The following is a 24,040-nucleotide window of genomic DNA, read 5'->3' on the forward strand; positions in this document are numbered from 1 at the left end:
CCTCATTGAGCATTGATCTTGATCCACCTCCTTTCTTTTAACCCACAAAATTTCGATTGTTTTCCGACCAGTCTGGTTTCACACCTTTATCAAAGGCACTTTAGGAAGCATTGAATTCCAACAAGAAGTGCTCGGGTCGTAGGTCCAGAGGGTTGAATTGATCGCCATCTTCAGGTCTGCGGAGATTACTCAAGCTCACCACATGTTTGACCAGAAGAGGGATTTGAATGCGGCTGATCTGCTCTCCCAGACATCGATGATGTTCGTACCCGAAGAATAAGTAGTTGTCATCCGGCCTGTCTAAACGAAATTCCTCCGGGTCCTGAATCTTCTCGGCGTCGAACATGGCTCCCAGATTCCCTGCAAACACCAAGGCGGGTGCTGGACACTCTGTTTCGCGATCCGTTCCGACAGCGAGCTTAAACGGTTTGAGCGCCAATCGAAAAAGCACGTGGTTTTGCGGATTAAATCTCATGGCCTCAAACACATAATTTTTAAATTGTCCCGGATCGTGGGTATAGGAATAGTCCAGCGTTGCCTTCCGTGATTCTTCCAATCTATCTGGGCGTTTGAGGAGCTGGTCGATGGTTCGCGGCACAGCCTTTAGGGTTGTCTCGACAACGCCAATCACCATGCCAAAGATATTCCTGCGAACCCCCACCCATCCATCATCGAATTTGTCACCCGTCCCTTCTTGTATCCGGATTAAACGGGTGAGCACTGTGCTATCTGCATTCTGGGTGGTTTTCGGTTCCTTCCGCTTTGCCTCAATGAGGCTATCCAGATAGATATTCATCTCCTCCACTGCGATATCTGCTCGTCGCTCCCACTCCCTGTCGCCGCGAAGATTAAGGAATAAATCCGTATAAATGTCGCGACACCATCTTTTGAAAACATCTAGTTCAGAGCCCGGACCAGGCCCGGAGACTCCAAAAAATTCCCCGTTCAAGCGCAGAGCGACCGGCCATACCAAATCCCCGATCACATCGATTTTTCCCTTCTCTTTCAGGTCGTTGATGATCTCACTGGCGAGGCGGTCAATCGTATTGTAGATCGTTGTGCCAACATCACCATTCTGAGGATAGACCGCCCTTTTGATAATATTTAATTCCTTCTTGTATTTATCCGTGTGGTGTTCCAGGCCAAGAACGAAAGGCCCGCGTGGGTCATTCATTTTTTTTGCATAGAGGTCAACTGAAAAGTTTTTATTTTTATCTCGGAGAATCTCCAACACATCGTCATATTTGGTCGCAATGACTATCCAAGGCTTCCCTAAATCAGGAAGTTTTTTGGGAGGAGGGACCGGCTGCACAATAAAAATCGGTTCTTTCTCACGTAGCTCGTCAAACATTTCTTTGGCATTTTCAATTAACCATTTACTCACCAATTGTTGCCTGGCAACCGCTCCCTTAAAAGGATGGGAAATGGATTTCAATGCCTGGTATTCAGATAAGAAGGATGGATCGGCTATAGACGGTAAAACCTTGGATTGAGATTGGAGGGCTTGATCGGCCATAGACGGCAGGGTCTTGGGTTGAGATTGGAAGGTTGGATTGGCCCCGAACGCCCCTTCTGAAAGTTTCCGCAAAGCGGTAAGACCGGGATAGAAAAAATACTCTCCTCCTCGTTCGGTGACAAAGCGTTGGAGATCATGTGCAAAGGGGTTTTCGGCTCCAGGTACAGTAAATTTGGCGTTCTTCCCATCCCTCTTTCCCATAAAGGGATCCCGGTCTGTTTTGTCCAGACCGAGAAATTCACCATTGTTGATCCACTGACTTTGTAAAAACTCAAACTGCCGGCCAATGCTGGAATTGAATGCCATGAAGATTACCCCTCGGTCACCCTTGTCACCGCGTCCTCCTCTGTACTCATTTCCGTAAGGTAGACCGCGACGGATAATCCGGTGGCGATTCAGGTGATATTCGTAATCTTCATTTTCATTAAAGATGTCCTTCGACGTTAAAAGCAATTTGTCTCTGGGATTGGTTCGTCGGATGTGCGCACCAAGCGGACACTTTTGACCTTCTGGATCTTCTCGTTCGTAAAGAAAGTTGTTGTTTTTATGGGGATCGTTGGCAATACGGGTATTATCTTTTGCATCTGAGCGTATTACAGGGCAACCGCTTGGCCATCTCCCCATGATCTTAGCTGCAACCAGGCTTTCATAGTATTCGGGATCCTTTCGGTATATTGATGGCCACAGTTCTCTGGCTGTCGATTTGAGGAATTTCCTGAAAGCCGGAACGTCTTCCTCAAGTACTCGCAGAACCAAGTACGTTCCGTTTTTCCGTAAATCATAATGCGAGGGAACCTGTGCGACTTCCCCAAACTCATCCTCATAACCCAAAATAAACTCCCCCGGTTTAAGGTTTCGCCACTTGCCATCTTTATCCGGTGTTCCCTGGCCGGGGTAGGCATTCTTTTTGTCTCTGAACACCCCTTCTGTTCCTTCCAGAAATGGTTGGCTGATCCCGTCCGTAAAGCCAAAATGCTCTTTATTATGGTTGGGTTCCTGGCGTCGTTTCCCCTCAAGAGTGAATAAGAGTCGTACCTTGTCAAATTTGGAAACCGCTTGTTCGAGGCAAGATATTCCTTTCTTTTTGAAGTCCTCCGTCTCAGCTGTAATCATGACCAGAATATGAATTTTGTCAGCTTTAGCTTTTTGTAAAAATTGGTCTGTCCAATGCCTTGGAAGGGTCCCATCTTTTTTATCCCCATCAGTACTCTTCCCGTCGGCTTCATCACCCAAGAATTCGACTGCCCGTTTACACATGCCATCTCGAAATTCTTCGGGGAAGGTGTCAAGGACATTTTTGTCTAGTTCCAAGGCAGTCAGTCCAAGGTGGCTGTAAGCTATATTGAGGGTAAAAGGAGGCTTTTGATCTTTTGGCCTGAACTCTGACGTCGTAATTTTCAAGTCTTTGAGAGGGCCGGTTTTCGGTTGGAGAATTTCCTTGATCCAATTCCTTCCTTGTTCCCCGTCGCCTACGTTATAGAAGCGATAGGTAGCATATCGAGGGCCATAGCCGCGTAGGAGATTCCCTTGAATATCGGTTAGATTTTCTATTAGTTCATTAATAGGTGGCATACTCATCATCGGTCTCCCTCGGTGAAAGACTCCTCAATTCTTGTCAGATTTTTTAATTATTTTGAGACTCCAAAAGTAGACTCTGATACTTCCTCGCTGTTTGAGGTTGGTTTTGCCAGTTCGTTGAGGTACCTGCTTAAATATTTTCTTGCGGACGCTTCCCATTTTCCGGACTTCCGCTTAAGCAATTTTGGCAAATCCTTTTCTATGAACTTTTGGGTTTTGTTCTTCCAATCGAGTGCCCTTCGCACCTCGCCGACCGTGGCCAATGGATAATTGGCATAAAATATTAAGGCTGGATATTCATGCTCTTTTACGTACTTTATGAAGCCATCGGCGGGTCTGGCACCAGGCCAGCCAATACAATGGCCAAATACAAGATTGACCGGACCTTCATCCACGTTGGCAAAATCCTCCAGATAGGCTGCCAACTCCCCGTCGTAATTACTTGTAAACACAAGATGCGCACCATCAATACCAGGAAGAGAGTTTTCGTTCACGATAAACCATCGTGCGTAATGAATGGTTGACATCTTTCTAATTTCGCCTTGCCGATTTTCATGAGCCAAATTTCCAATCCATTTGAGATGATCCAGCCACGTCATTGGTCGAGGTTGTTTCAATAGTTTTTCAATAAATTTGATAAGAAAAAGTTTAAACGGATCGGCGTATTTTGACGGTACTCGAAGGGGTTCAAAATGACGAGACACCAATTTTTCAGGGTCTATCGAAGTCTGGGATGATTCAAAAATTTCGTTTGTCAGGGCGTCGGCGAATTGTCGTAACCGATCATCAAAACCGGGGAGAAAAATTTTTGGAAAACCGGGTAACATGTCCTTGAATTTCATGACACTTTGAAAGATTAGATCTTTATATTCATGTGGAAGTCGCTTCTCCGGATACGTTCCTGGCTTGATTCGCGCAACTGCCGTAAGTTCGGTAATATTTTTCCTTTCTCCTTTAATAGGCAATCGTTTCCTTGTTCCCCTTTCGTGAGTTCCATCAGTGTCCTCCATCTTTAAATCTCCTTTATGACTGAAAATGAAAGCTAACGAAGAATTGATTCAGGTTACTGTGCCTGCGGTCGATCTATTTTCCTTTCATTCCGATGAAGAAGATCTTCAAACCTGGTGGAAACTTCAAATATGCTTTGCGATGCCCCTGAAAGCACGTTTAAACAGATCAATCAGTTCATCTCCATTTTCGAGTTTGTCCCAAAGGTCGTCCATCGTGGATGGAAGCTTGGCGATTAACGTATCCTGCCGAATCAGCCGGTTATAGTCGACTTTTATCGGCGGGTTCCGTTTAGTCTTTTTCCCGTTCACCAGCCTATGAAATTCCACCCCCCTTCGTTGCATTTCGTCGATGACTTCCTGCGCCACTAGCCCGCTTCCGACGGTGGTCGTGTGTACGCCATCCAGACTGAAAAATCCTCCTGCTATACGTTGTCCGTTATGGGCTCGTAAAAATCTGGTATCGAGCTGTAATTTTTCATACTCTGGCGGGATTTTATGTGGTTGCCATTCATCGGGCCGCGGGACAGTCTGATCTTCCTGATACCGCCTGTAAGCCAGCTCATCAAGGAGCTTGTGAAAGTCAACAATAAACCAGTCCTCACTCTTGCCTGCGTGGTGGCGTCGCTTGTTGTGTTGGTCGACCTTATCATTCAATAATTTGTTGTATGTCGAGATTGCGGTGTCAATTTGAATAATTTCTTTTCCTGTTAGGTGAGGATCTTCTTCGGGATGAAAGCGGTCATCAGGAATCCAGGGTCGAGTGTAAAACTGAAAATAGCGGCGATACCAATCAGGATGTCGTTTGTCCCTGGCCCCATAAGGGGAACTGAGCCCCTCGGCGGATTCCATGCGTCCACCGACTCCGCGGCATACAGGGAAAACTGTTACCGGTGGCACATTGCCCCAAAATACTCTCTGTACGCCTTTCCCTGAATTCATTTGTTCCACTTTGGTGATGAGCCGATCAAGCAATTGTTCATAATGTTTAGGTGTATAAACGGTTACATGCTTCTTATTGGGATGATGTGCCTCGGATCGATATTCTGGATTTTTCTGTTTAATCGTCCATTCGTCGCTTTCCTCATACACGAGGTCAACTACACTCATTAGTACGTTGTTTGCACCCAAATTAATTATCAAATTTTCAATTCCGTCCCTTCGCGCCATTTCTGCGGCTCTTTGGACCTGGCTAGCCTTGAGTTGTGTGGGGTCGGAAGAGTGACTGGGATTCAAGACCCGCCTAGCGGTCGCCAGCATCGCGTGTTCAGGAATTTGGTTGAACCAATTATCACTGGGTTTGTTTTGTGAAATGACCTGTTGGCATAATTTCGCTGTGACTTGGTAGGAATCTTGGATCTCAAAACCCCACACAGCGAGATTGTGAAAATATCCTTCATAATTTAGGGGTGCGGTTCCTGGTCCTCTTTCCCAATAGTCCTCTATTTCGTCCATCCATTCACGCAGAAGAATTCCCGCAAAAGGAAGCTCCAAGAGATTGACGTTTTCCCCAAAAGATTGATCCATCTTTCGAAGAAGATATTCGATATTCAATGGGAAGCTGCCCTTACCCGTAAAATGAGGAAACCGAAATTCATCATCAGAAAGACCCAATTCATGAGCAATGATTGCAGGGTAGGACAATTGGGGCTCAAGGAGAGCAAAACTTTTCATGCCCTGCGTGACGCTTCCCCCAATGCAAACCAATGGGTGCATCACGATAGTCCCTGATTACAGACTATTTCCCCTGAATAAATAGACATGAAGATGATCAGCGGTGGGATCATGTGGTTTTTTTAAGAGTGGTTTTCAGATATATCACGTGATTATTTGGAAGGATTCTTTACTGGTCTACGTCATGAATTTCTTCCCATCCGATCAAAGACATGACAGATATGACTGTCACTCTCTGAACCCCATTCCTAGAAAGTGAAAGCGAGTTTGATGGAAACCTTCTGACTAATGTGAACTTGATACATTAAAGCGAGCAAGAAGAATGCCGCTTCTCGCTATGGCAGGTATATCATTTTTAGTCTAGATTTTAAGGACCATTAAGGAGCAAAAAACCCTTGTTGATCAATATGTTTTCAAAGTCAGGAATTTGAGCGCCTGATTATTTGAGTAGAGGGTAAATCCTAAGAAATAGTTGAAGCCCTTTGTTCCTTCCTTTCGTCTTCATGGCTGTTGGGAAAGAGCTTTTTGAGGGCATGCAATTAGTATCTAATGAGATACGGTTGTTATCTGAAACGATACACTTTTGGGTTCGGGAGAAGGAGGCAAGAGTGAGGTATTATTAGGTTGGCTGAAATTGGACAGCCTGGGGGGATGAAAATCCCATCAAACAGCTAACGAGATTACCGGTTTACGGCCGCCATTCTCAGCAATGTTCTTGGTTTAACACCGATTCTACGCAGCTTCCGTGAAGCGAAAGTGTCGCTCGCCGAGCGCGGAATTACGAATTATTTAAGACCAGTTACCGTCGACCTCAGTCTTTCTGTCGTGCAGTTGATTAAGAGTGGGATTCCCTTAAGATGCTATTGCAACGTCTTCGCAATCATCCGGTGGTCAAAAGCTCTTTTCGTTGCCTAGAAAAAGAGGAGGGGAGGGATATCTACGGTGGTTGGTTCCCCACCAACTCTTTTACTAGTAATCTCGCTCATTTAACAGTACCCGGGTGGTCCTTACCAAATGGCTTCAATGTCTTGGGGGGAGCAATTAGGAAGTAAGGCAGCCTTTACATGGTCGTAAGATGCAGGGAGTGGCGACCCATTTTTCGCCTGGGTGGCCAGAATGGGGAGGAAATCAGGGAAGCATTGAAGATTTTGTCCTGCTAAAGACCAGATGGAAGGTCTGTCAGGGTCAATCAGGCTCGAAAGATATTGAAGAATTGGAGCGGGAAAGGGGATTTGAACCCCCGACCCTCGCCTTGGCAAGGCGATGCTCTACCACTGAGCTATTCCCGCTCTGTTGGAAATTTGAACTGATTCTAGTTGGCACCCTGAAGGCTGTCAAGCAACATTGAATAGGGTATACTAATTCGTTCTTTTTTAAGTGCAATAAGATTTTAACCGAGTAAAATGGGAATATTATATTGAAATCAAGGAGGATAAGTTCATGTATGTCAGCGTGATAGGAACGGGGTACGTTGGATTGGTCACAGGGGCTTGTTTTGCGGAATTTGGCTTGAACGTACTGTGTATGGACACGGATGCCAAACGAATTGCGGCTTTAGAAAAAGGCAAGGTGCCATTTTTTGAGCCAGGCCTCTCCGAACTTGTGACCAAAAATCTGACGGCCGGCCGTCTTCGATTTACCACCGATTTACACAAAGCCGTCGATGAAGCCCTCGTCATTTTTATTGCCGTGGGAACCCCTTCCCGTGAAGACGGGTCTGCCGATCTGTCTTTTATCGATGAAGTGGCCAAAAATGTGGGAACACGGATGAAAGGATATAAGGTGGTTGTGACCAAATCCACTGTGCCGGTCGGAACCGCCAAACGTATTCGATCGATTATTCAGGCGAACCAGGAAACGGCCTGTAATTTTGGCGTGGTCTCGAATCCTGAATTTCTTCGGGAGGGATCGGCCATTGAAGATTTCATGCGGCCCAATCGTGTGGTGATTGGAGCCGACAGTCCTGAATCGGTGGCGATTATGAAAGATTTGTACCGTCCCTTGTATATCCTTGAAACGCCTATTGTGATTACTGATATTCCAACCGCTGAAATGATCAAATACGCTTCGAATGTGTTTTTGGCCACGAAAATCTCATTTATTAATGAAATGGCCAACCTCTGCGAACGGGTTGGAGCCGATGTGCAAATGGTGGCCAAAGGGATGGGATTAGATAAACGAATCGGGTCGAAATTTCTGCATGCGGGTCCAGGATATGGAGGGTCGTGTTTTGGAAAAGATACTGCCGCACTGATCAATATCGGAAACGAAAATGATTATGAAATGACCATAGCCAAGGCCACCAAACGAGTGAACGACGATCAGCGAGTCCGGATGATGGAGAAAATACGAGAAGCCGTCGGAGAGTTACGCGGGAAAACCATTGCCATACTCGGATTGGCCTTTAAACCCAACACGGACGATATTCGGGATTCGCCGGCCCTGTTCCTTGCAGAGCAGATCATGAAAGCGGGCGGGACCGTGCGGACCTACGATCCGGAGGCCTTGGAGATATCGATGAAGGTGTTGCCAACCATGGTCCCCTGTCAGGATGCCTATCATACGATGGAAGGAGCGGATGCCGTGGTGTTGGTCACGGAATGGAACCAATTTAGAAACTTGGATTTTGACCGGGTTCGGGCTGCGGTGAAATCCCGGATTTTTATCGATCTTCGCAATGTCTATGAACCGCAACGGATGGAAGAGCAGGGATTTTATTATCTTTCGGTTGGACGAAAAACCGTGGGAACCCATCCTTCCCAAAAAAGCTAAGAGATCGCAAGACACGGTCCTTGCTCGAAGCCTAACTTCGTTGGCAAGCCTGTCCAGGGAACAGCCAGGATTAGCGAAAAAGGCGCGTCCAGTTGCTTTCTGGGTCTTGTACGCAAGCGGATGGTCGGCGTTGGTGTACCCTGCCGGGTACCCTATTTGCGTTTATAGCCCATGCGGTCCAACACCTTCATGATGCGTTTTTGAAGTTTTTCATCAGCCTCGCCTAATGCCAGAGCTAAAGGCTCCACCGCGGGTTTTCCAATCTTTCGAAGAATTTCGGTTGCCGATTGTCGAAGGTCATCATCTTCGGAGACCAAAAGAGGTATGACATCAGGGACGCAGGGTGCTCCTATTTTGATCAAGGCCTCATAGGCACGTTGCCGGACATCACCGACTTCATCACTGAGCATTTCCACCAACGGTTTCACGGCTGCTTCCACCCGGAGTTCCCCAAGGACTTCAATGGCATGCTTGCGATTGAGCCAGTGTGTATCGGTAAGATCCTGCAGCGCAGCATCGGCTCGTTGAATATTGGGGTCTTTAGAGCGGATGCGAAAACTTTTGACGATTCGTTTGCCGTCTTCTTCCACGACACGAAGGGTCGCCCCGTCACCGATTTTGATCTTACGGAGGTCTTCGGCGGCCTCTTCACTGACATCCATAAGAACAGTCTTCCCATCGTACGCGAGGAGTTCGACCTCAATTTGGTTCGTCTCAAGATTGATCGCGGTGACGTTTTCGGTCACAAGATTAAACCCATCTTTTTTCGTGCCACTCTTGGGCCCGATCGAAATGAGTTTTGCGGGTGCTTCATTAGCCATAATGTGTCAGTGTCCTTAGTGAGAGTTAAAAAAAGCGAAAGAGCATTGATTGCACTGTACTATGAATGGGAAGAACCGGGTGTCCATCCCAAGCTTGCCAGGGCACCTTCGGCTGTGTCCCGAACCATTTCATTTTCATCTTCGAGCAAGGGGACCAAGGGATCGATGGCCCGACTATCCTTGAAGCGGGCCAGTGATTCTGCGGCATTACGACGGACCAACCAGTCCTCATCGGCCAGAGCATGAATTAACGGATCTAAGCTGCGAGGATCGCCAATTTTCCCTAACGCCTCTGCGGCGTGCCGCCGCACAATCCAGTTTGAGGCCTGTAAGCCTTCCACCAGAGCATCAGTTGCGCGGGAATCTCCCAATTTTTTTAAGACTCTTGCGGCATCCTCACGGAGAGTCGCGTCCATCAGGGCATCTACCAAGGCGGGAACGGCATCAGGATGGCCAATGCGTTCTAATGCCCAGATGGCGGCGGTGCGCACACCTCCATCCTTGTCAAGACGGAGGGCTTGTACCAAAGGTTCCACCGATTTAATTGCACGGAGTTTCCCGAGAGCGGTGGCTGCCTGTTCCCGAACAGACCATTCCTCATCATCTTTTAACGCCTCGATCAGGGGATCAACGGCTGGTTCCCCAATTTGAACCAACGCACTCGTGGCTGCCTCACGCACCACACAATCGTCTTCCAGGAACATATTAATCAGCTTGGGAATTGCTTCTGACCCGGCTTCTCCGAGTCTAGAAGCGGCATGATTTCGAAGGGCTTCATTGTCATCGCGAAGCGCCGACAATAAGGGGTCTACGTGGTTACCTTCCGTCATGGGTCATCACTCCTTTATTCCTTTGCGGCCCAGGTCTCTTCAGCCATATTCATTTGTGCAGTGGCAGCCTCGAGTTTGTCAAGGATGACCCCGGAATTATAGGAAATCAAGCCGTCCCGGTCGGTTTTTAATCGGGCAAATAATTCCATATGGGGCCTCAGGACTTCGATATCTTTTACTTTCTCCAGGGCTTCGACAGCAAGTATGCGAAGAGGGCGTATGGGAATGGCTTCAATGAATAGTTCTACCGGCCGTGGATCGCCGATGAGCCCAAGGGATTTCAGCGCATGTTCTTTCACCCCCGTGTCTTTGTCAGACCGGAGCCGGATCATAAGCGGTTCCACTGCGCGAATATCGCCAATTTTGCCAAGAGTGTCAGCGGCGGCTTCCCGGACCACCCAGTCATCGTCTTCCAGGTATTCAATGAGAATTTCAACGATTGGCCGTCCAATACGATGCAGTTGAATAACCGCTTCCTGCCGGACGCCTTCTTTCAACTCGGATTCGTCCACCGCCCGCAGGTCGTCCATCGTTTGATCGACACGTTCCCGAATCGCACCCAATTTGCGCAAGGTATCGGTGGCCAGGTCACGAAGGTCGGGGTCGGACATGGCATCAACAAACGCATTTGCGGATCGAGGATCAAGGAGGTGGGCGAGAATCTCTGCGGCCCGGAGACGGATGGCCGGATCGGGATCTTTGAGCCGTTCCGACAGAGGGCCGATAGAAGTGGGAATCACACCGAGTAGGGCCGTGACTTTTTCCTGGAGAGTATCGTCGCGTAAATACTCTAAGAGTGCAGACGCGGTGGCTTCATCCAGAATGCCAGCCATATGCTCCAAAGCATCTACCGCTGCCTGTTTTACCTGTTCATCCTCATCCTTCAGGACATGAGCAAGAGCCTGACCGGCTCGGGGGTCCCGCAGGCGGGCTAACATTTTTGCCGCTTCCACCTTGTAATGAGAAGAGCCTGTCGCCATGGCGTGAATGATGGCTTCGACGGCCTTGGGTCCACCTTTCATGCAGGTGGAGGTGGCCCGCATTCGGCGCCAATCTTCCTCATGATCCAGTTCAGAAATGATGGTTTCGAATGTTTCCTTCGGCATCGTCAAGTCTTTCAGTTAGATGCGTATTTGTCCCGGCCTCCAGCCCAGGTGAGAAAGGGATTCCAACACATGACGACGGAGATTGTCATTCTTGGTCGTTTTTAAAAGATTTAACAATGGATTCACGGCTGTTTGGCCAAACTGCGTGAGGGCCTCGGCGGCTTCTGTCCGCAAGAGCGTACTCTGCAGCGCTTGAATGAGGGCGGGAATAGTCTGTGGGTCACGAATTTTTCCCAGGGCCCTGATAGCGGCTTCCAGGGGAGGGAGATCTTCTTTGTATTGAGGGTCGGTGCATCCTTCCATGCGATCTTCGTAGGCTTCCTTGGGTAGTGAGTTGACCAAGGCGATTAACATGGGAATGGCTTCGGTGGATCTGAGCTGGCCAAGTGCTTCAATCGAGGGCAATTTGAGTGATGGCGTTTCGAGGGCAAGGGACGAGAGCAATAAAGGAATGGCTCGGGGATCGCCAATCTGTCCGAGTGCTCGCACGGCGTCCTGGCGCACGGCTGTATCGGAATCTTCGAGAACCAGAATCATCAGATGTCCTACCGCTTCCAGGGGTTTCAACAAAGTTAACGCTTCCACCGCCCGCAATCGGATTTTCCAATTTTTATCCTTTAATTTTTCCAACAATTTTGGAATGCTGGTATTGCCGATGGTCTGAATGGCCCGTCCCGCTTCCTCTCGCACGGCCGGCACTTTATCCTGGAGAAGCAAAATCAACGTATCAATGGCTAGGGGGTTCTGAATACGGCTAAGGCCTTTGGCTGCCGACATGCGCACAATCCAGTTAGGATTTAATGCCGCGGACATCAAGGGATCCAGAACCTGTTCGTTGGCAATATCGGCCAGGATGCACGCAGCCGATTCCTGAACTTGAGGATTCAGATCCTGAAGGCAAAAACCTAGCGAGAGAATGGCCGGTTCGCCAAGCGCTTTTAGGGCTGCAGTTGCGGCCTCCCGAACGGCCCGATCAGAGTCACGAAGCGTCCGAATCAATGGTTGAACGCTACGGGGATCGCCAAGACGTCCGAGGGCGACCGCGGCGTCTTCGCGCACCCCCCAATCCTCGTCGTCCAGGGCAGAAATATGTTCAGCGACTGAGTCGACCATGTCGGTTTCAAGTGGAAAAATTTGGACTTTACCTGTTCCCCCTACCATTAGGGAAAACCCGAAGATCGACGTTACCACACGATTTTTTGGGCGGTCAATGAGGCAGGAGAAAGGTCGTCTGTTGGGGGTGGTGGTACAGGCTATACCGATCGGAACACCGCTAAGAGGTCGCTCAACGCTAACATTTTTATTCTCAGAACGTCATGCTCGTGGTGCAGACTACTTTTAATGGTCTGATCGTTCGGGGATTTCAAAAATTGTTCACAGAGGGTCGTGATCCGTTGAAACTCTGTCTCCGCTTTGTTTTTGACCACCCGGTTGGTCGTGAGAAGTTCCGTCACCTGAGTGTGAGTCTCGGCCAGATGTTTTTGGAATTCTCCTTCCGGGAGTGAGCGTTTGGTGGCCTCATCCAGGCATCGATCGATGTATTGAGAGAGGAGGACATAAAATCTCACCAAGGTTTCGGTTGTGGTGATATGTGGGAGATTCGTGTCAGGTTCAGTCATGATTGCTCCTTTCAGATTTAGCCGCTTACTTGAGTCAATTAGGAATCATTGGCCCCTTCAAGGAGGCGTTATAGCGTCATTCTGTCAATAAAGGGGAGATGGTGCAAGTCCAGCATGGGAAGATATTGGAACATTGAGAATTTCTGTTTCTGCCCTTACAGAGTGGGAGTCCATCTTGAAATTTGCCAGAATAAAAGAGCTGTCCGGAAGATTCATTGCCCTTGTGTTCCCACCTGGTACTGCCTAACGAGATTTTTTATGTTGGTGGGTTTCGACAAGACAGGCGAAGTATTGCTTGCCTCGTTCCGAAGGGCAACTTATTTGTTGTGGAGGCAAAATCCTTACCTTCTCAAGGCGAAAAACAGGAAACCATGTATGTATGGAAATAATTTGAAACCCAGATCGTGCAAAATGAGGGTTGGAAAACTATGGGTTTTTACATGGAAGATCTGGAGTGGGAGATCATGAGAAAGAAGATGACAAGGACAAATAGGAAAGATGGCGGTCAATATAGCGCCGGCTTGCAGGTCTTTGATTCCGCCTGACCACAGGAGCCATCCAATAGCACCATCAATGAATTTTGGTTCAGGATGAGCGTTGATCATCAAGAAATGTTCGGTTTTTCCAGGGCATCCCGAATTATCTTGCCGGGGTTATCCTTTCCCAACATCAATAAATATTTTTGCCCCGGTTATGGTGTTACCTGAATACCGGTTAGTCATGACTTTCAGACAGTCATCTTCTAAAAACACATTTATGCCAAATGGCCGAAGGTTACATTGAGTAATTTCCGCACTCTCGCTTGTGATTTCTTTGACTTCAAGAACAATGATGTCCGACATGGCTACCTGGATCACCTTTTCCTTGGTTCTGACCGAAATCACATCAAGCAACGGTTCGTTTTTACTGACTATTGGTCGCCATTCTGTTCCTTTTTGGTCCGCAGGAATAGTCACCCAAATCTCAGGGCTTTCACCTTTTCCAATTAAAACTGGAATAAACCCATTTACGGATACCAATGCCACACCATCTATTATTTTGTTCGTGGCAATTTCCAACTGTTTGTAAGGTGTAAACTCTTTTGGAAGCGAATCTAACTTCATTGATTCCTCTCTAATAAGTCCGTGACAGGTATATTTTTATGGGGGTTGAAGGGACTAGCAGTAATAGCGATTTTTTTGGATCAAATCAACCATTGAGAGATGATGGTCCTTGTCGCGTCGGGCCTACCTAGTTTCCTCTTTGAAGGATTTGAGAAGGGAGATGATGAGGATAATGATGACAAAGACAAACGGAAAGGCGGCGAGAATAGCGCCGGTTTGCAGGCCTTTGAGGCCGCCGGACCACAGGAGGATGGCGGCCGACAGAGATTGAATAATTCCCCAGGTGAATTTAATCCGGTTGGGTGGGTTGAGGCTACCGTTGGTGGTGAGTGTCCCTAGCACAAAGGTGGCCGAATCCGCTGAAGTAATGAAAAAGGTGCCAATCAAAAAAATGGCGATGAGCGACATGACCGTGCCCATTGGATATTGCTCTAATACCGTAAATAGCAGGACCTCGATGCCCTCCGTTTCCATGATGGGTTTCAGGGGCGTGTCCTGGAACAGTTCTAATGCGATACCGGTTCCGCCAAAAACCGTGAACCAAAATGCACAAAAGAGTGACGGAACCAGCAACACACCCAACACAAATTGACGCACAGTCCGCCCTTTTGAAATCCTCGCGATGAAGGTGCCCACAAACGGCGCCCAGGCGATCCACCATGCCCAATAAAATAATGTCCAGTTGTGAATCCAGGTCGAATCTCGGAATGGTGCCAGATTCAGGCTCATGGTCGGAAGGTTTTGGATGTAGTTTCCGAATGTCGAGGGAAATACGGTCATAATGAAGTGTGTCGGGCCGAGAAATAGCAGGAATGCCAGGAGAGTCAGCGCCAATATCATATTTAAATTACTAAGGTATTTGATGCCTCGTTGGAGTCCGGTTTGAGCGGAGAGCATGAAGAGCACGGTCACAATGGCGATGACGGCTAATTGAGTCGTGAGGGTATTCGGCATGTCAAAAACATAGGATAATCCACCGCTGATTTGCACCGCTCCAAACCCCAGTGAGGTTGCCACACCGAAAACCGTGGCAAAGACGGCGATGACATCCACGGTCGTTCCCAGCCGTCCAGTGGCATGCCTGCCGAGAACCGGTTGGCAACCTGAGCTAAACAGTCCTGGTGTGCCTTTTCGAAATTGGAAATAGGCCAGGGCCATGCCCACCATGGTGTAAATGCCCCACGGATGAAGGCCCCAATGGAAAAAGGAATATTGCAGTGCCAAGCGGGCCGCTTGCGGGGTTCCTCCCTCGCCGATGGGCGGATTATGAAAATGGGACGTGGGTTCGGCAACTCCCCAGAATACGAGCCCAATGCCCATGCCTGCGCAAAACAGCATGGCAAACCAGGTGTGAAGAGGAAATTCAGCCTTGGCTCCGTCCGGCCCAAGCGGAATATCACCCCATCGAGAAAAGACCAGACAGAACGCACAAACAAGAAAACCTGTTGCTGCCAGAACATATAACCAGCCAAACGAATCAAGAAGTGCTGTTTGGAATGTCCCGGTTATTTTCGCTAAATGTTTCGGTGCCATGGCGCCCCAAAGGAGAAAGAGAAAGGCGATGGCGCACGAGATGTTGAAGACAAGGGTGGTCGATTTCAGTGGATTCATGGAGTATTAGAATTGAATGAGGAAGGGTAGGCCTTACCATATTTGGCTCTGTTGAACAAGGAAAGCTCGGATTATGATAAACCGACAACGTTGACAATGAATGGACATATTTCGAAATTGGTAAGGGAAAATCCCCTTTTGCTTCATGAAGATTTTACGACTGTCTGTGGTATTGGCCATTTTTAGATTTGATGAAAAATGGGGACGTCGTCAAAAGGGGTTGCGAAGAAGAGGCTAACCGGTTAGATTGAAAGCCTCACGTAACAGTCGGGCCTACCTTACGCTCGCAGGAGAAGTTCGGAGGCCTTTTTTATTTCTGGTCCGTTGAGACAGACTGCGGTTTTGTCCGTGCGGGTCTTGGCAATTGAATAATGTCTTGGAAAGAGGAAATCGCCAGACCGTTATTCACTTGCACCCATTATTCTAATGGTGGTGAGGGCAACAGCCCTGTAGGAGGTGTGTGCATAATGATTCAGAAAGCGACGATGCCCGGTAGCAAGCAAATGTATGGGGATAATCCCATAGCCCAACGAAAAACGGATCTATACAAACAGGAGTATGTTCATAGTTTTGTGCAAAAATGGGACGCCTTGATTGATTGGGAGGCCAGGGCCTCAAGTGAAGGGGACTTTTTTATCCGGATTTTGAAGGAACGGGGCGTCAAGCGCGTATTGGATGTCGCGACGGGAACGGGGTTTCATTCTATTCGGCTCCTGCGTGCCGGGTTCGAAGTCACGAGTGCGGACGGCAGTCCTGAAATGTTAGCCCAGGCATTTGAAAATGCCCGACGAGCCGGGTATATCATGCGAACTATTCATGCTGATTGGCGCTGGTTGAGCCGGGATATCCACAACAAATACGATGCGGTGATTTGCCTGGGGAACTCTCTGACTCATCTCTTTTCCGAACAGGATCGGAGAAAGGCCTTGGCTGAATTTTACACCGCCCTGAAGCACGATGGAGTGTTGATTCTGGACCAAAGGAATTACGATGGAATTTTAGATGAGGGGTTTACATCGAAGCATGTGTATTACTATTGCGGAGACAATGTCAGTGCGGAACCGGAGCACGTTGATGAAGGACTCGCAAGGTTCAAGTATACGTTTCCCGATGGAGAAGCCTTTCATTTGAATATGTATCCGCTACGGAAGGAATATACACGTCGGCTTATGAATGAGGTTGGTTTTCAGCAGGTAAAAACTTATGCGGACTTTCAAGAAACGCATAAAGTTGAGGACCCTGATTTTTATGTTCATGTGGCGGAAAAACTCTATAAAAATGAGGAACGTCCGACCACGATCCTGGGCAAATTTGGAAATCTGAATTATTCCACTACTGTGGATACGGCTCGAGACTATTACAACAGTTCGGATGCCGACCGGTTTTATGCCACGATCTGGGGTGGAGAAGATATCCACATTGGATTGTATGTATCCGACAAGGATTCGATTTTCGATGCGAGCCGACGAACCGTGGAGAAAATGGCGGCTTCTGTCAAGGACCTTGATGCAACGAAACGGGTGTTGGATATTGGGTCGGGGTACGGAGGCTCAGCGCGTCATCTCGTGAGACAATATGGATGTCAGGTTGGATGCCTGAATTTGAGCGAAGTCCAAAATAAACGGAATCGGGCACTTAATCAGAAAGAGAATATTAGTTTAGCGATTAATGTCATTGACGGGAATTTTGAGTCGATTCCCATGCCGGATGGGAGCGTTGATGTGGTGTGGTCGCAGGATGCCATATTACATAGCGGAAATCGGGAAAAGGTGTTTCGAGAGGTTCATCGGGTGTTGGCCAAGGGCGGACAATTTATTTTTACCGATCCGATGAAGAGTGCGACTTGTCCCCCGGATGTGCTGCAACCGATTTTAGATCGTATCCATTTGGATTCGCTGGGATCGATTGAATATTACCGGCAGATGGCCGCCAAATTAGGGTTTCAAGAAATTGGGATTGAGGATCTTTCTGAAAATCTTGCCGCGCATTATGGACGAGTACTTCAGGAATTAACGGTACAACACCATGCGCTCATTCAGGTTTGTGCGGAAGAATATCTGGCTTCTATGAAGGTGGGACTTCAGCATTGGGTTCAGGCTGGGAAAAGTGGCCATCTCAGTTGGGGAATTTTGCACTTTCAGCGAGACTGACAGAGTAAAGAACGTCCGCCGGCGTACCCGCCACTCCCCGACACGTGAATTGGTGTATATTACCTTTCGATTTTTGGTGGTTTGGCCGGCATAGCGAAGTCACCACTTTTGCCAAAGCGGCCTTCTCCTCCCTCACCTAACACATTGTTGGTGTCGGTATATTCAATCTCTTTGGTCTCTTTGCTGATGCCTTCAGTTGGTCTCCACCCGAGCTTATCAAGGGTGTCTAAAACTGTTTTTTTAAGGGCCCCACCTGCCGTCATTCGAGTGGTCGCAAAAGCCAAAACCCGCTCGCTTTCTTGTTGGACTTTAGACAAATCCGGGTCATGGAGGAACCATACGAGTGGCTCAATCGCTGCGTCTCCAATCAACACTAATGAATTGGCAGCATAATCACGAAGGACCAGGTCTTTGAGTAACAGCACTAAATCCGGAATGACTTTGGGATGGCGGAAATGACCCAGTGCTGTAGCAGCCGCTTCTTTAATTAGGAGGTCTTCGCTAATAATGCAGCCAGGGGTTGGCTTCCCCTCTTGATGTATGCCCTTACCCTTTAATGCGTCAAGGACGGGAGGATAGGCGCGAGGATCTCCGATCATGCCGAGGGAAGCAATTGCATGGCGTTTAACCGTACCGTCTTTCATGGCTTCCATGAGGGCATCTACTGCACGGGCATCGCCTATGTTGCCCAAAGCAATCGTGGCATCTTCGCGAACCGCTCGATCCGGGTCTTTTACCATGTCGATCAGGGCATCGACGACACGAGCTTCACGAACCCACACACGCCCCATTTGATAGTCGGTCGTCATGCCCCCTAGCGCCCGAACGGCGTGACAGCGCACAACGAAATGAGGATCCTTGAGGGACTCCAATAGAGCATCGACAGATTCTTTCCCAATGTACATCAATGCGGTTCCGGCAGTTTCCCGCACGATCTTGGATGTATCTTTGAATAATTTAATCAGGGTTGGAATGGCCTTTGGGTCTCCAATTTTCCCTAAGGCTTCGGCTGCGGCACTCTTGACTGCACCATCCCGGTCGCGACACACCAGGTTCAATCCCGGTACGGCCTGCGGGTCACGCAATTCACCTAACGTTTTAGCGGCTTGTTCCCGCACCCGCCACCGCTTGTCTTTCAAGCAAGTCAGTAATTGCGGGATGACGCATTTTCCCATGGAGGCCATGGCTTTTACTGCTTCAGCTTGCACTTCCATCATATTGTCATTGAAAAGCAAAACGAGTCCTTCAACGGCCTTCTCTCCGCCAATTTTGGCTAATGCCCAACCGACATAAGTTCGAACCGACCAATAGTCGTCTTCAAGGGCAGTCAGAAGGGGTTCTAAAGTTTTCGGATCACCCTTTTCAGCAAGGGCCTTGGCGGCCTCTTCGCGAGTGGCATCATCGGCATCTTCGAGGGCATCAATCCAGTCTTGCACAGAATTCTGCATGATCTTCCTTCTTATCCCTTCCGACTTATTTCGGGTAGTCGGGTTCTTGTGGATAGGGTTGCGTATGGCTACAACGAATAGTCAGGACCCGTGTTCCTCGTCCATCTACACATTGATCAAGGGTGGGCGAGAATTCCAAAGTTCCGGATAAGGTTACCTTGAATAAAAAATCAAACGTAAAGGTCCCAAAGCGATAATCTCCAGGCTTGAGGTTTAAGGTCCTGGATTCCGAGGTTTTGTATGCGTCCATATTGATAGGATCTTTTGTCCAAATCAACGGAGTGATGCCGGGTACATGCCACCAGGTTGGAGGAGTGAGTGCATTCGGATTTACGGTAATAGGAAACTCTCGCAACAGAGGATTGGTAGAATCTGCTGCGTGCCCGTGGTGAACAAGGAGAGGAGAAATGCCCATCAGAAACAGGCAGAAAATCCCATGTCGGATTTGACGAGGCACGTGTGTTCGAATTCTGGTCTTATTGTTTTGTTTGTGGTTCATTGTCGGTGGTCCGTCTTTCTGGAACAGCTTGGAAAATATCACCAATCGCGTGGCTGTCCCATTCAGTATGCGTTTCAAGCCCCAGGGCATACATGATAGTCGCTCCGGTATCTAATAAAGAAACCGATTGGGTGATGGGATGATTCCTTTTAATATTCGCGCCCCAGGCAATCCAGGGAATGGTGGCATCTAACTCAGGAGCCGTAAGGCTGGTCGAGACTGTTTTGCCTCCCTCCGTAGGGGGTGAAAGAGGCCCGCTATTCAGGCCAGTAATAATCACCATGGTTTTGTCCAAAACTCCAAGTTCTTTATACGTTTGGATGATTTGTTCCACGGTGGTATCAATGGACAGTAAGGCAGCAGAATATTTTTCGGAGTCCCATCCGTATTTCTGTCCGACCTTCACCGCCGTAGGCAGATGTACTAGTAAGAGGTTTGGCACCCCAAAAAGCCGGAAGCCATAGCCTTTCTCACTGGTAACTTTTGTTAAAAAGTCTTTAATATATGCCGACGCTCTTTCGGGCGTGCATTGGGGTTTGGTGTAGCCACAGACTTGCGAGTCGACGTAAATTTCCGGTCGAACTAATTGATAGAGTCGTTCATCCATAAGAAAGACGCCCGTATCTTTTCCTCCAGCCAGATCCATGTAGTCAAAAACTGTGGGTGAGCGCATAAAGGAACGGGCAAAATCGTACGTTTCCCATGCGGCAGTCACCCGATGCTTTTCGACTTGAAGACCTGTGAGTAGCGAAGCCATCGCCGGAACGGTGAGAGGAGGGGTAATGGATTGAGCGGACCAGGTCACAGCTCCATCCTTGGCTAGCTGAGCCAGGTTTGGAGTAGTGCCGCCTTGGATGGATGATGATTTGATCCCCTCCAACACGACCAGAATAATGTGTTCGGCTTGTGCGGCGGAAGCAATCGAGGCTGGTCCTCCGAATAATGGAAGCCAGACCACACTCCATGCTAGGAAAAAACACGGCAGGAGTTTACCACGACGATGTTGTTGAGAACCTACTTGTGAAGTACTCATAATTTCTGCCCTGCTCCACGACAAGAAAATAAAGATGAAATTGGGAAGGAACTTTTATTATATATCATTAAGGAGAATTCACCTTCAATTGAAAGGCAAATGATCGAAACTGAACTTATCATGCAGATTTTCAGGCGGTCAACCAACTGAGAAGGCCAGGATTTTCTTCCCATTAAAATTAGCTAAAATTAGCGGACCAAAAATTTTCAAGCCTCTCTTGCTCTGGGTGGAGGGTATCCATTATGAATGGGGCCTCACACACAGATGATTTCCAATGCCCCACGAAAATAATTTCCAACATGCTACTTATTCGAAGTCGAACCCTGGAGTCCGGGTCGGCTATCGAACCTTTCAACCTGAAACGGTAGATTCGCCTTCCTGGGTCCAGGGGATGGCTGGCGTTGGCGAACAGATGGCCCAATCCCGAGTGAAGGGGATACTCTTTCTCAATGGCCTGCCATTTATGGATCTCTTTGGTGCGGCCAGATTGGATGAGGTTGGAGGGTTAAAACGAGGGTATTCCCGAGGAATATCTGGTCTGGAATCGTTGCTGGCTCTCCTTCGCTCTACTACAAACGGTATTTGTCTTCCAGATGACCCCATTTGCCCTCCTGTAGCGAACGATGAACCCTCTTACGGGATGGTTGACCTGCTCGCTCAGGAAGCAGGAAATTTTTCTTCGTCGTATGTAGGTAAATTTGAACTTGCCCTGACTCAGGGGAGCGATCAATCAATTCCTTGTCGTCGATACCTTTGGTCTTCAATTAATCATCATGTTGGCCGCGTCGAAGCCGCCATGCATCTTTTGATGGATCTTCGAAATTGGGTTTCTAGGCTTGATTTAACAAAAGATGACCGGCTTCTTCTCGTTGGCCATGGACATGCGGGTCAGGTCCTGGCTTTATTGTCCAATATTCTAGCCCAAGGGGAATCGGAAATGAGAGGGCGCGTTTTTGAGATTTTGGCTAAATACTGGCAAGCGAGCCCTTCAGCCGATCGGTCAGTAGAACAGCTCGAACGCTTGTATGGTCTTGCCATGGATCAAACGGCCTTAAAAGGCGCAACGGTCGATGTCGTGACGTTAGGAACTCCGGTTCGCTACGGCTGGGATACCGATGGAATTGGTCATTTGCTGCATTTCGTGAATCATCGTGAGATTCGAACTGATGGCAAGCGTTGGTTGGCGAAAATGGAGTTACCTCAAATCGCGTGGGAAATGCCCTATCAAACTGGTGGGGATTACGTACAGCAATTGGCTGTGGCTGGCACGGATATGGTTCCGAATAATTCGGAGGCTGAGCAGGCCAATGTTGATTTCAGAGAAATTTTTGAACCCTATGATGGTTTTGAGCGGTGGCTGGAATGTACTCGGCGTGGGACACGGTGTGCCAATGACGGACAATGTTTGTTGGTGGAATATGGCGTTCAGGCGGACGAGCCTCCTCGACAGCACTTATTCGGCCATGCATGTTATACCCAGAGCCGGGCCATGTTATTTCTAGCGACTGAAATCGCACAGGCATTCTATTCACCGAAGAGTCATTGATTGAGTGAAAGAATCATTTGGTCCCGGATGGGGTGGTGATATTCCGGGATTTTTCATTTGATGAGCCATGAGGCGTGTTGCCTCTTTTTCGCCTTTCGCGCTGGGCCGTTAGTCGCACTCCCTTATAGATCCAAAGACACATTGATTCTCTTTGAATCCCTATGATATCAACACAGGGCTTGCCAAGGGGTTTAAAAAATCCCTGATGACTTAAGGAAATTGTAAAGTTTCCATAACCCTTATATTTAAGAGATAGGCCATTATGATTGTTGGCGTCCTTCGAGAAACGTATCCTAGTGAACACCGAGTGGCTCTAGTCCCAGCTGTACTTCCCTCGCTGAAAAAAGGGGGAATGGATGTCATGGTGGAATCCAAGGCTGGAGAACAAGCGGGTTATCCTGACTCCGCGTTTGTTGAAAAAGGCGCAACCCTTGCCTCATCTCGGGCACAAGTGTTCGAGAAGGCTGATTGCGTTGTTCAAGTGCGGTTGTTGGGAGCTAACCTTACCGAAGGTCAAGCAGACTTAACAGGCTTTCGCAAAGGACAAATGCTGGTTGGAATGGCCGAAGCCTTGACTGCCCCTCAATCGGTTCAAGACCTGGCTTCTCGTGAGGTCATGGCCTTTGCTTTAGAATTGATGCCTCGCATTACCCGTGCCCAAAGTATGGACATCCTTTCATCCATGGGCACGGTGGCTGGCTACAAAGCGGTACTGATTGCGGCCAGTTCGCTGCCAAAAATGTTTCCAATGCTCATGACAGCGGCCGGAACGGTCACGCCTGCGAAGGTCTTAATCATTGGCGCTGGGGTTGCAGGATTGCAAGCCATTTCTGTGGCTAAGCGGTTAGGGGCTGCTGTTGAGGCGTATGATATTCGCCCTGCGGTCAAAGAACAGATTTTAAGTTTAGGCGCCAAGTTTGTTGAGCTGCCTTTAGAGACAGGTGCTGCGGAAGATAAAGGGGGGTATGCCAAAGCCCAAGATGAAACCTTTTACAAGAAACAGCGAGAGTTATTAGGAAAAGTAATTGCTACTAGTGACGTGGTGATTTCCACGGCGGCTGTGCCTGGGAAAAAAGCACCGATTCTTATTACGGCCGATATGGTTGGGGCTATGGCTCCAGGGTCAGTGATTGTAGATTTGGCTGCAGAACGGGGCGGAAACTGTGAACTGACCAAGTCTGGCCATACCATCGTAATGCATGGTGTGACTATTCATGGTCCTGAAAACTTGCCCTCAACCGTGCCGTTTCATGCCAGTCAAATGTATGCCAAAAATGTGGCGACCTTTCTCCTCCATTTAGTGAAAAAAGGGGAAATTCAAATTGATATGAACGACGAAATTACGAAAGAAACCATGTTGACGCGCAATGGGGAAGTTGTTCAGCCGCGCATTCGAGAAGTATTGGGACTTCCTGCTTAATCGGCGCAAGAACGAGGGAATTGGTATGGAAATGTTTCTCATGTCCTTTACGGTTTTTGTCCTCGCGATTTTCGTGGGCTTCGAGGTCATCACGAAGATCCCGCCCACTCTTCATACTCCTTTGATGTCGGGTTCTAACGCCATTTCAGGTATCACCTTGGTGGGGGCCATTGTTTCTGCAGGAACAGAGCTGTGGATTACCACGGTTCTGGGTTTTCTTTCTGTGGTCTTGGCGTCCATTAATGTGATTGGTGGATTTATGGTGACGAACCGAATGTTGGCCATGTTCAAAAAGAAGACCTAAAAC

Annotated in this window: 18 protein-coding genes and 1 tRNA gene; 5 read left to right on the top strand and 14 right to left on the bottom strand. The window is 48.3% G+C overall.

Features of this window, described 5'->3' with window-relative positions:
* Positions 1-100 precede the first annotated feature (100 nt).
* From LX98_RS20120 to LX98_RS20135, 4 genes are all read right to left on the bottom strand, one after another.
* Complete coding sequence (locus LX98_RS20120; RefSeq protein WP_496430531.1) at positions 101-3,088, bottom strand: Dyp-type peroxidase; 2,988 nt, start codon at positions 3,086-3,088, stop codon at positions 101-103.
* A 56-nt stretch (positions 3,089-3,144) separates the two neighbouring features.
* The gene (locus tag LX98_RS20125) at positions 3,145-4,104 is read right to left on the bottom strand and encodes a hypothetical protein (RefSeq protein ID WP_496430532.1); all 960 of its coding nucleotides are present in this window, start codon (positions 4,102-4,104) and stop codon (positions 3,145-3,147) included.
* A 123-nt stretch (positions 4,105-4,227) separates the two neighbouring features.
* On the bottom strand, positions 4,228-5,817 hold the full coding sequence (locus LX98_RS20130; RefSeq protein ID WP_496430533.1) for a hypothetical protein: 1,590 nt from the start codon (positions 5,815-5,817) through the stop codon (positions 4,228-4,230).
* Positions 5,818-6,989: 1,172 nt separating this feature from the next.
* Positions 6,990-7,064, bottom strand: a tRNA-Gly gene (locus tag LX98_RS20135).
* Positions 7,065-7,215: 151 nt separating this feature from the next.
* On the opposite strand from LX98_RS20135, the gene LX98_RS20140 reads away from it, so the two are divergent.
* Positions 7,216-8,547 (top strand): nucleotide sugar dehydrogenase, encoded by a 1,332-nt coding sequence (locus tag LX98_RS20140; RefSeq protein ID WP_496430534.1) that lies wholly within the window; start codon positions 7,216-7,218, stop codon positions 8,545-8,547.
* A 152-nt stretch (positions 8,548-8,699) separates the two neighbouring features.
* Here LX98_RS20140 and LX98_RS20145 read toward each other — a convergent pair whose 3' ends face one another.
* The 7 genes from LX98_RS20145 to LX98_RS20175 all read right to left on the bottom strand — a co-directional run bounded on the left by LX98_RS20145 (position 8,700) and on the right by LX98_RS20175 (position 15,628).
* Positions 8,700-9,368 carry a HEAT repeat domain-containing protein gene (locus tag LX98_RS20145; RefSeq protein ID WP_496430535.1) on the bottom strand — a complete coding sequence of 223 codons (669 nt, stop codon included), beginning with the start codon at positions 9,366-9,368 and terminating at the stop codon, positions 8,700-8,702.
* 59 nt (positions 9,369-9,427) lie between these two features.
* Entirely contained in the window at positions 9,428-10,198 is a 771-nt protein-coding gene (locus LX98_RS20150) for a HEAT repeat domain-containing protein (protein WP_496430536.1), read from the bottom strand.
* 14 nt (positions 10,199-10,212) lie between these two features.
* Entirely contained in the window at positions 10,213-11,304 is a 1,092-nt protein-coding gene (locus LX98_RS20155) for a HEAT repeat domain-containing protein (RefSeq protein ID WP_496430537.1), read from the bottom strand.
* Between the two features lie 15 nt (positions 11,305-11,319).
* Complete coding sequence (locus LX98_RS20160; protein WP_496430538.1) at positions 11,320-12,417, bottom strand: HEAT repeat domain-containing protein; 1,098 nt, start codon at positions 12,415-12,417, stop codon at positions 11,320-11,322.
* Between the two features lie 140 nt (positions 12,418-12,557).
* Positions 12,558-12,923 carry a hypothetical protein gene (locus LX98_RS20165; RefSeq protein WP_496430539.1) on the bottom strand — a complete coding sequence of 122 codons (366 nt, stop codon included), beginning with the start codon at positions 12,921-12,923 and terminating at the stop codon, positions 12,558-12,560.
* 653 nt (positions 12,924-13,576) lie between these two features.
* Positions 13,577-14,026, bottom strand: coding sequence for a hypothetical protein (locus tag LX98_RS20170; protein ID WP_496430540.1), 450 nt, complete (start codon positions 14,024-14,026; stop codon positions 13,577-13,579).
* Positions 14,027-14,149: 123 nt separating this feature from the next.
* Positions 14,150-15,628, bottom strand: a complete 1,479-nt coding sequence (locus tag LX98_RS20175; RefSeq protein WP_496430637.1) for a glycine betaine uptake BCCT transporter — start codon at positions 15,626-15,628, stop codon at positions 14,150-14,152.
* A gap of 476 nt (positions 15,629-16,104) precedes the next feature.
* Here LX98_RS20175 and LX98_RS20180 point away from each other — a divergent pair, with 476 nt between their 5' ends.
* Positions 16,105-17,787, top strand: coding sequence for a glycine/sarcosine N-methyltransferase (locus LX98_RS20180; protein WP_496430541.1), 1,683 nt, complete (start codon positions 16,105-16,107; stop codon positions 17,785-17,787).
* Between the two features lie 59 nt (positions 17,788-17,846).
* Here the strand turns inward: LX98_RS20180 and LX98_RS20185 are convergent, their stop codons facing one another.
* Genes LX98_RS20185 through LX98_RS20195 form a run of 3 tightly spaced genes read right to left on the bottom strand, consistent with a single transcriptional unit; the run spans position 17,847 to position 20,767 of the window.
* Positions 17,847-19,235: a HEAT repeat domain-containing protein gene (locus LX98_RS20185; RefSeq protein ID WP_496430542.1), complete on the bottom strand. Its 1,389-nt coding sequence runs from the start codon at positions 19,233-19,235 to the stop codon at positions 17,847-17,849.
* Positions 19,236-19,260: 25 nt separating this feature from the next.
* The gene (locus LX98_RS20190) at positions 19,261-19,734 is read right to left on the bottom strand and encodes a hypothetical protein (protein ID WP_496430543.1); all 474 of its coding nucleotides are present in this window, start codon (positions 19,732-19,734) and stop codon (positions 19,261-19,263) included.
* Positions 19,712-20,767, bottom strand: coding sequence for an alkaline phosphatase family protein (locus LX98_RS20195; RefSeq protein WP_496430544.1), 1,056 nt, complete (start codon positions 20,765-20,767; stop codon positions 19,712-19,714). The genes LX98_RS20190 and LX98_RS20195 overlap by 23 nt, the downstream gene beginning before the upstream one ends.
* 274 nt (positions 20,768-21,041) lie before the next feature.
* Between LX98_RS20195 and LX98_RS20200 the strand changes: the two genes are divergently transcribed.
* The 3 genes from LX98_RS20200 to LX98_RS20210 all read left to right on the top strand — a co-directional run bounded on the left by LX98_RS20200 (position 21,042) and on the right by LX98_RS20210 (position 24,037).
* Positions 21,042-22,313, top strand: coding sequence for a hypothetical protein (locus tag LX98_RS20200; protein ID WP_496430545.1), 1,272 nt, complete (start codon positions 21,042-21,044; stop codon positions 22,311-22,313).
* A gap of 262 nt (positions 22,314-22,575) precedes the next feature.
* Positions 22,576-23,733 (top strand): NAD(P) transhydrogenase subunit alpha, encoded by a 1,158-nt coding sequence (locus LX98_RS20205; protein ID WP_496430546.1) that lies wholly within the window; start codon positions 22,576-22,578, stop codon positions 23,731-23,733.
* 25 nt (positions 23,734-23,758) lie between these two features.
* Positions 23,759-24,037, top strand: coding sequence for a proton-translocating transhydrogenase family protein (locus LX98_RS20210; RefSeq protein WP_496430547.1), 279 nt, complete (start codon positions 23,759-23,761; stop codon positions 24,035-24,037).
* Positions 24,038-24,040 lie beyond the last annotated feature (3 nt).

It is taken from the genome of Nitrospira marina (assembly GCF_059568365.1).

Bases quoted from the DNA above. Each gene is read 5' to 3' on its own strand.
- LX98_RS20150 (WP_496430536.1), bottom strand. From the start codon at position 10,198: ATGACGGAAGGTAACCACGTAGACCCCTTATTGTCGGCGCTTCGCGAT.
- LX98_RS20195 (WP_496430544.1), bottom strand. From the start codon at position 20,767: ATGAGTACTTCACAAGTAGGTTCTCAACAACATCGTCGTGGTAAACTC.
- LX98_RS20180 (WP_496430541.1), top strand. From the start codon at position 16,105: ATGATTCAGAAAGCGACGATGCCCGGTAGCAAGCAAATGTATGGGGAT.
- LX98_RS20165 (WP_496430539.1), bottom strand. From the start codon at position 12,923: ATGACTGAACCTGACACGAATCTCCCACATATCACCACAACCGAAACC.
- LX98_RS20160 (WP_496430538.1), bottom strand. From the start codon at position 12,417: ATGGTCGACTCAGTCGCTGAACATATTTCTGCCCTGGACGACGAGGAT.
- LX98_RS20130 (WP_496430533.1), bottom strand. From the start codon at position 5,817: ATGCACCCATTGGTTTGCATTGGGGGAAGCGTCACGCAGGGCATGAAA.
- LX98_RS20155 (WP_496430537.1), bottom strand. From the start codon at position 11,304: ATGCCGAAGGAAACATTCGAAACCATCATTTCTGAACTGGATCATGAG.
- LX98_RS20200 (WP_496430545.1), top strand. From the start codon at position 21,042: ATGCCCCACGAAAATAATTTCCAACATGCTACTTATTCGAAGTCGAAC.
- LX98_RS20145 (WP_496430535.1), bottom strand. From the start codon at position 9,368: ATGGCTAATGAAGCACCCGCAAAACTCATTTCGATCGGGCCCAAGAGT.
- LX98_RS20185 (WP_496430542.1), bottom strand. From the start codon at position 19,235: ATGCAGAATTCTGTGCAAGACTGGATTGATGCCCTCGAAGATGCCGAT.
- LX98_RS20210 (WP_496430547.1), top strand. From the start codon at position 23,759: ATGGAAATGTTTCTCATGTCCTTTACGGTTTTTGTCCTCGCGATTTTC.
- LX98_RS20140 (WP_496430534.1), top strand. From the start codon at position 7,216: ATGTATGTCAGCGTGATAGGAACGGGGTACGTTGGATTGGTCACAGGG.
- LX98_RS20120 (WP_496430531.1), bottom strand. From the start codon at position 3,088: ATGCCACCTATTAATGAACTAATAGAAAATCTAACCGATATTCAAGGG.
- LX98_RS20125 (WP_496430532.1), bottom strand. From the start codon at position 4,104: ATGGAGGACACTGATGGAACTCACGAAAGGGGAACAAGGAAACGATTG.
- LX98_RS20205 (WP_496430546.1), top strand. From the start codon at position 22,576: ATGATTGTTGGCGTCCTTCGAGAAACGTATCCTAGTGAACACCGAGTG.
- LX98_RS20170 (WP_496430540.1), bottom strand. From the start codon at position 14,026: ATGAAGTTAGATTCGCTTCCAAAAGAGTTTACACCTTACAAACAGTTG.
- LX98_RS20190 (WP_496430543.1), bottom strand. From the start codon at position 19,734: ATGAACCACAAACAAAACAATAAGACCAGAATTCGAACACACGTGCCT.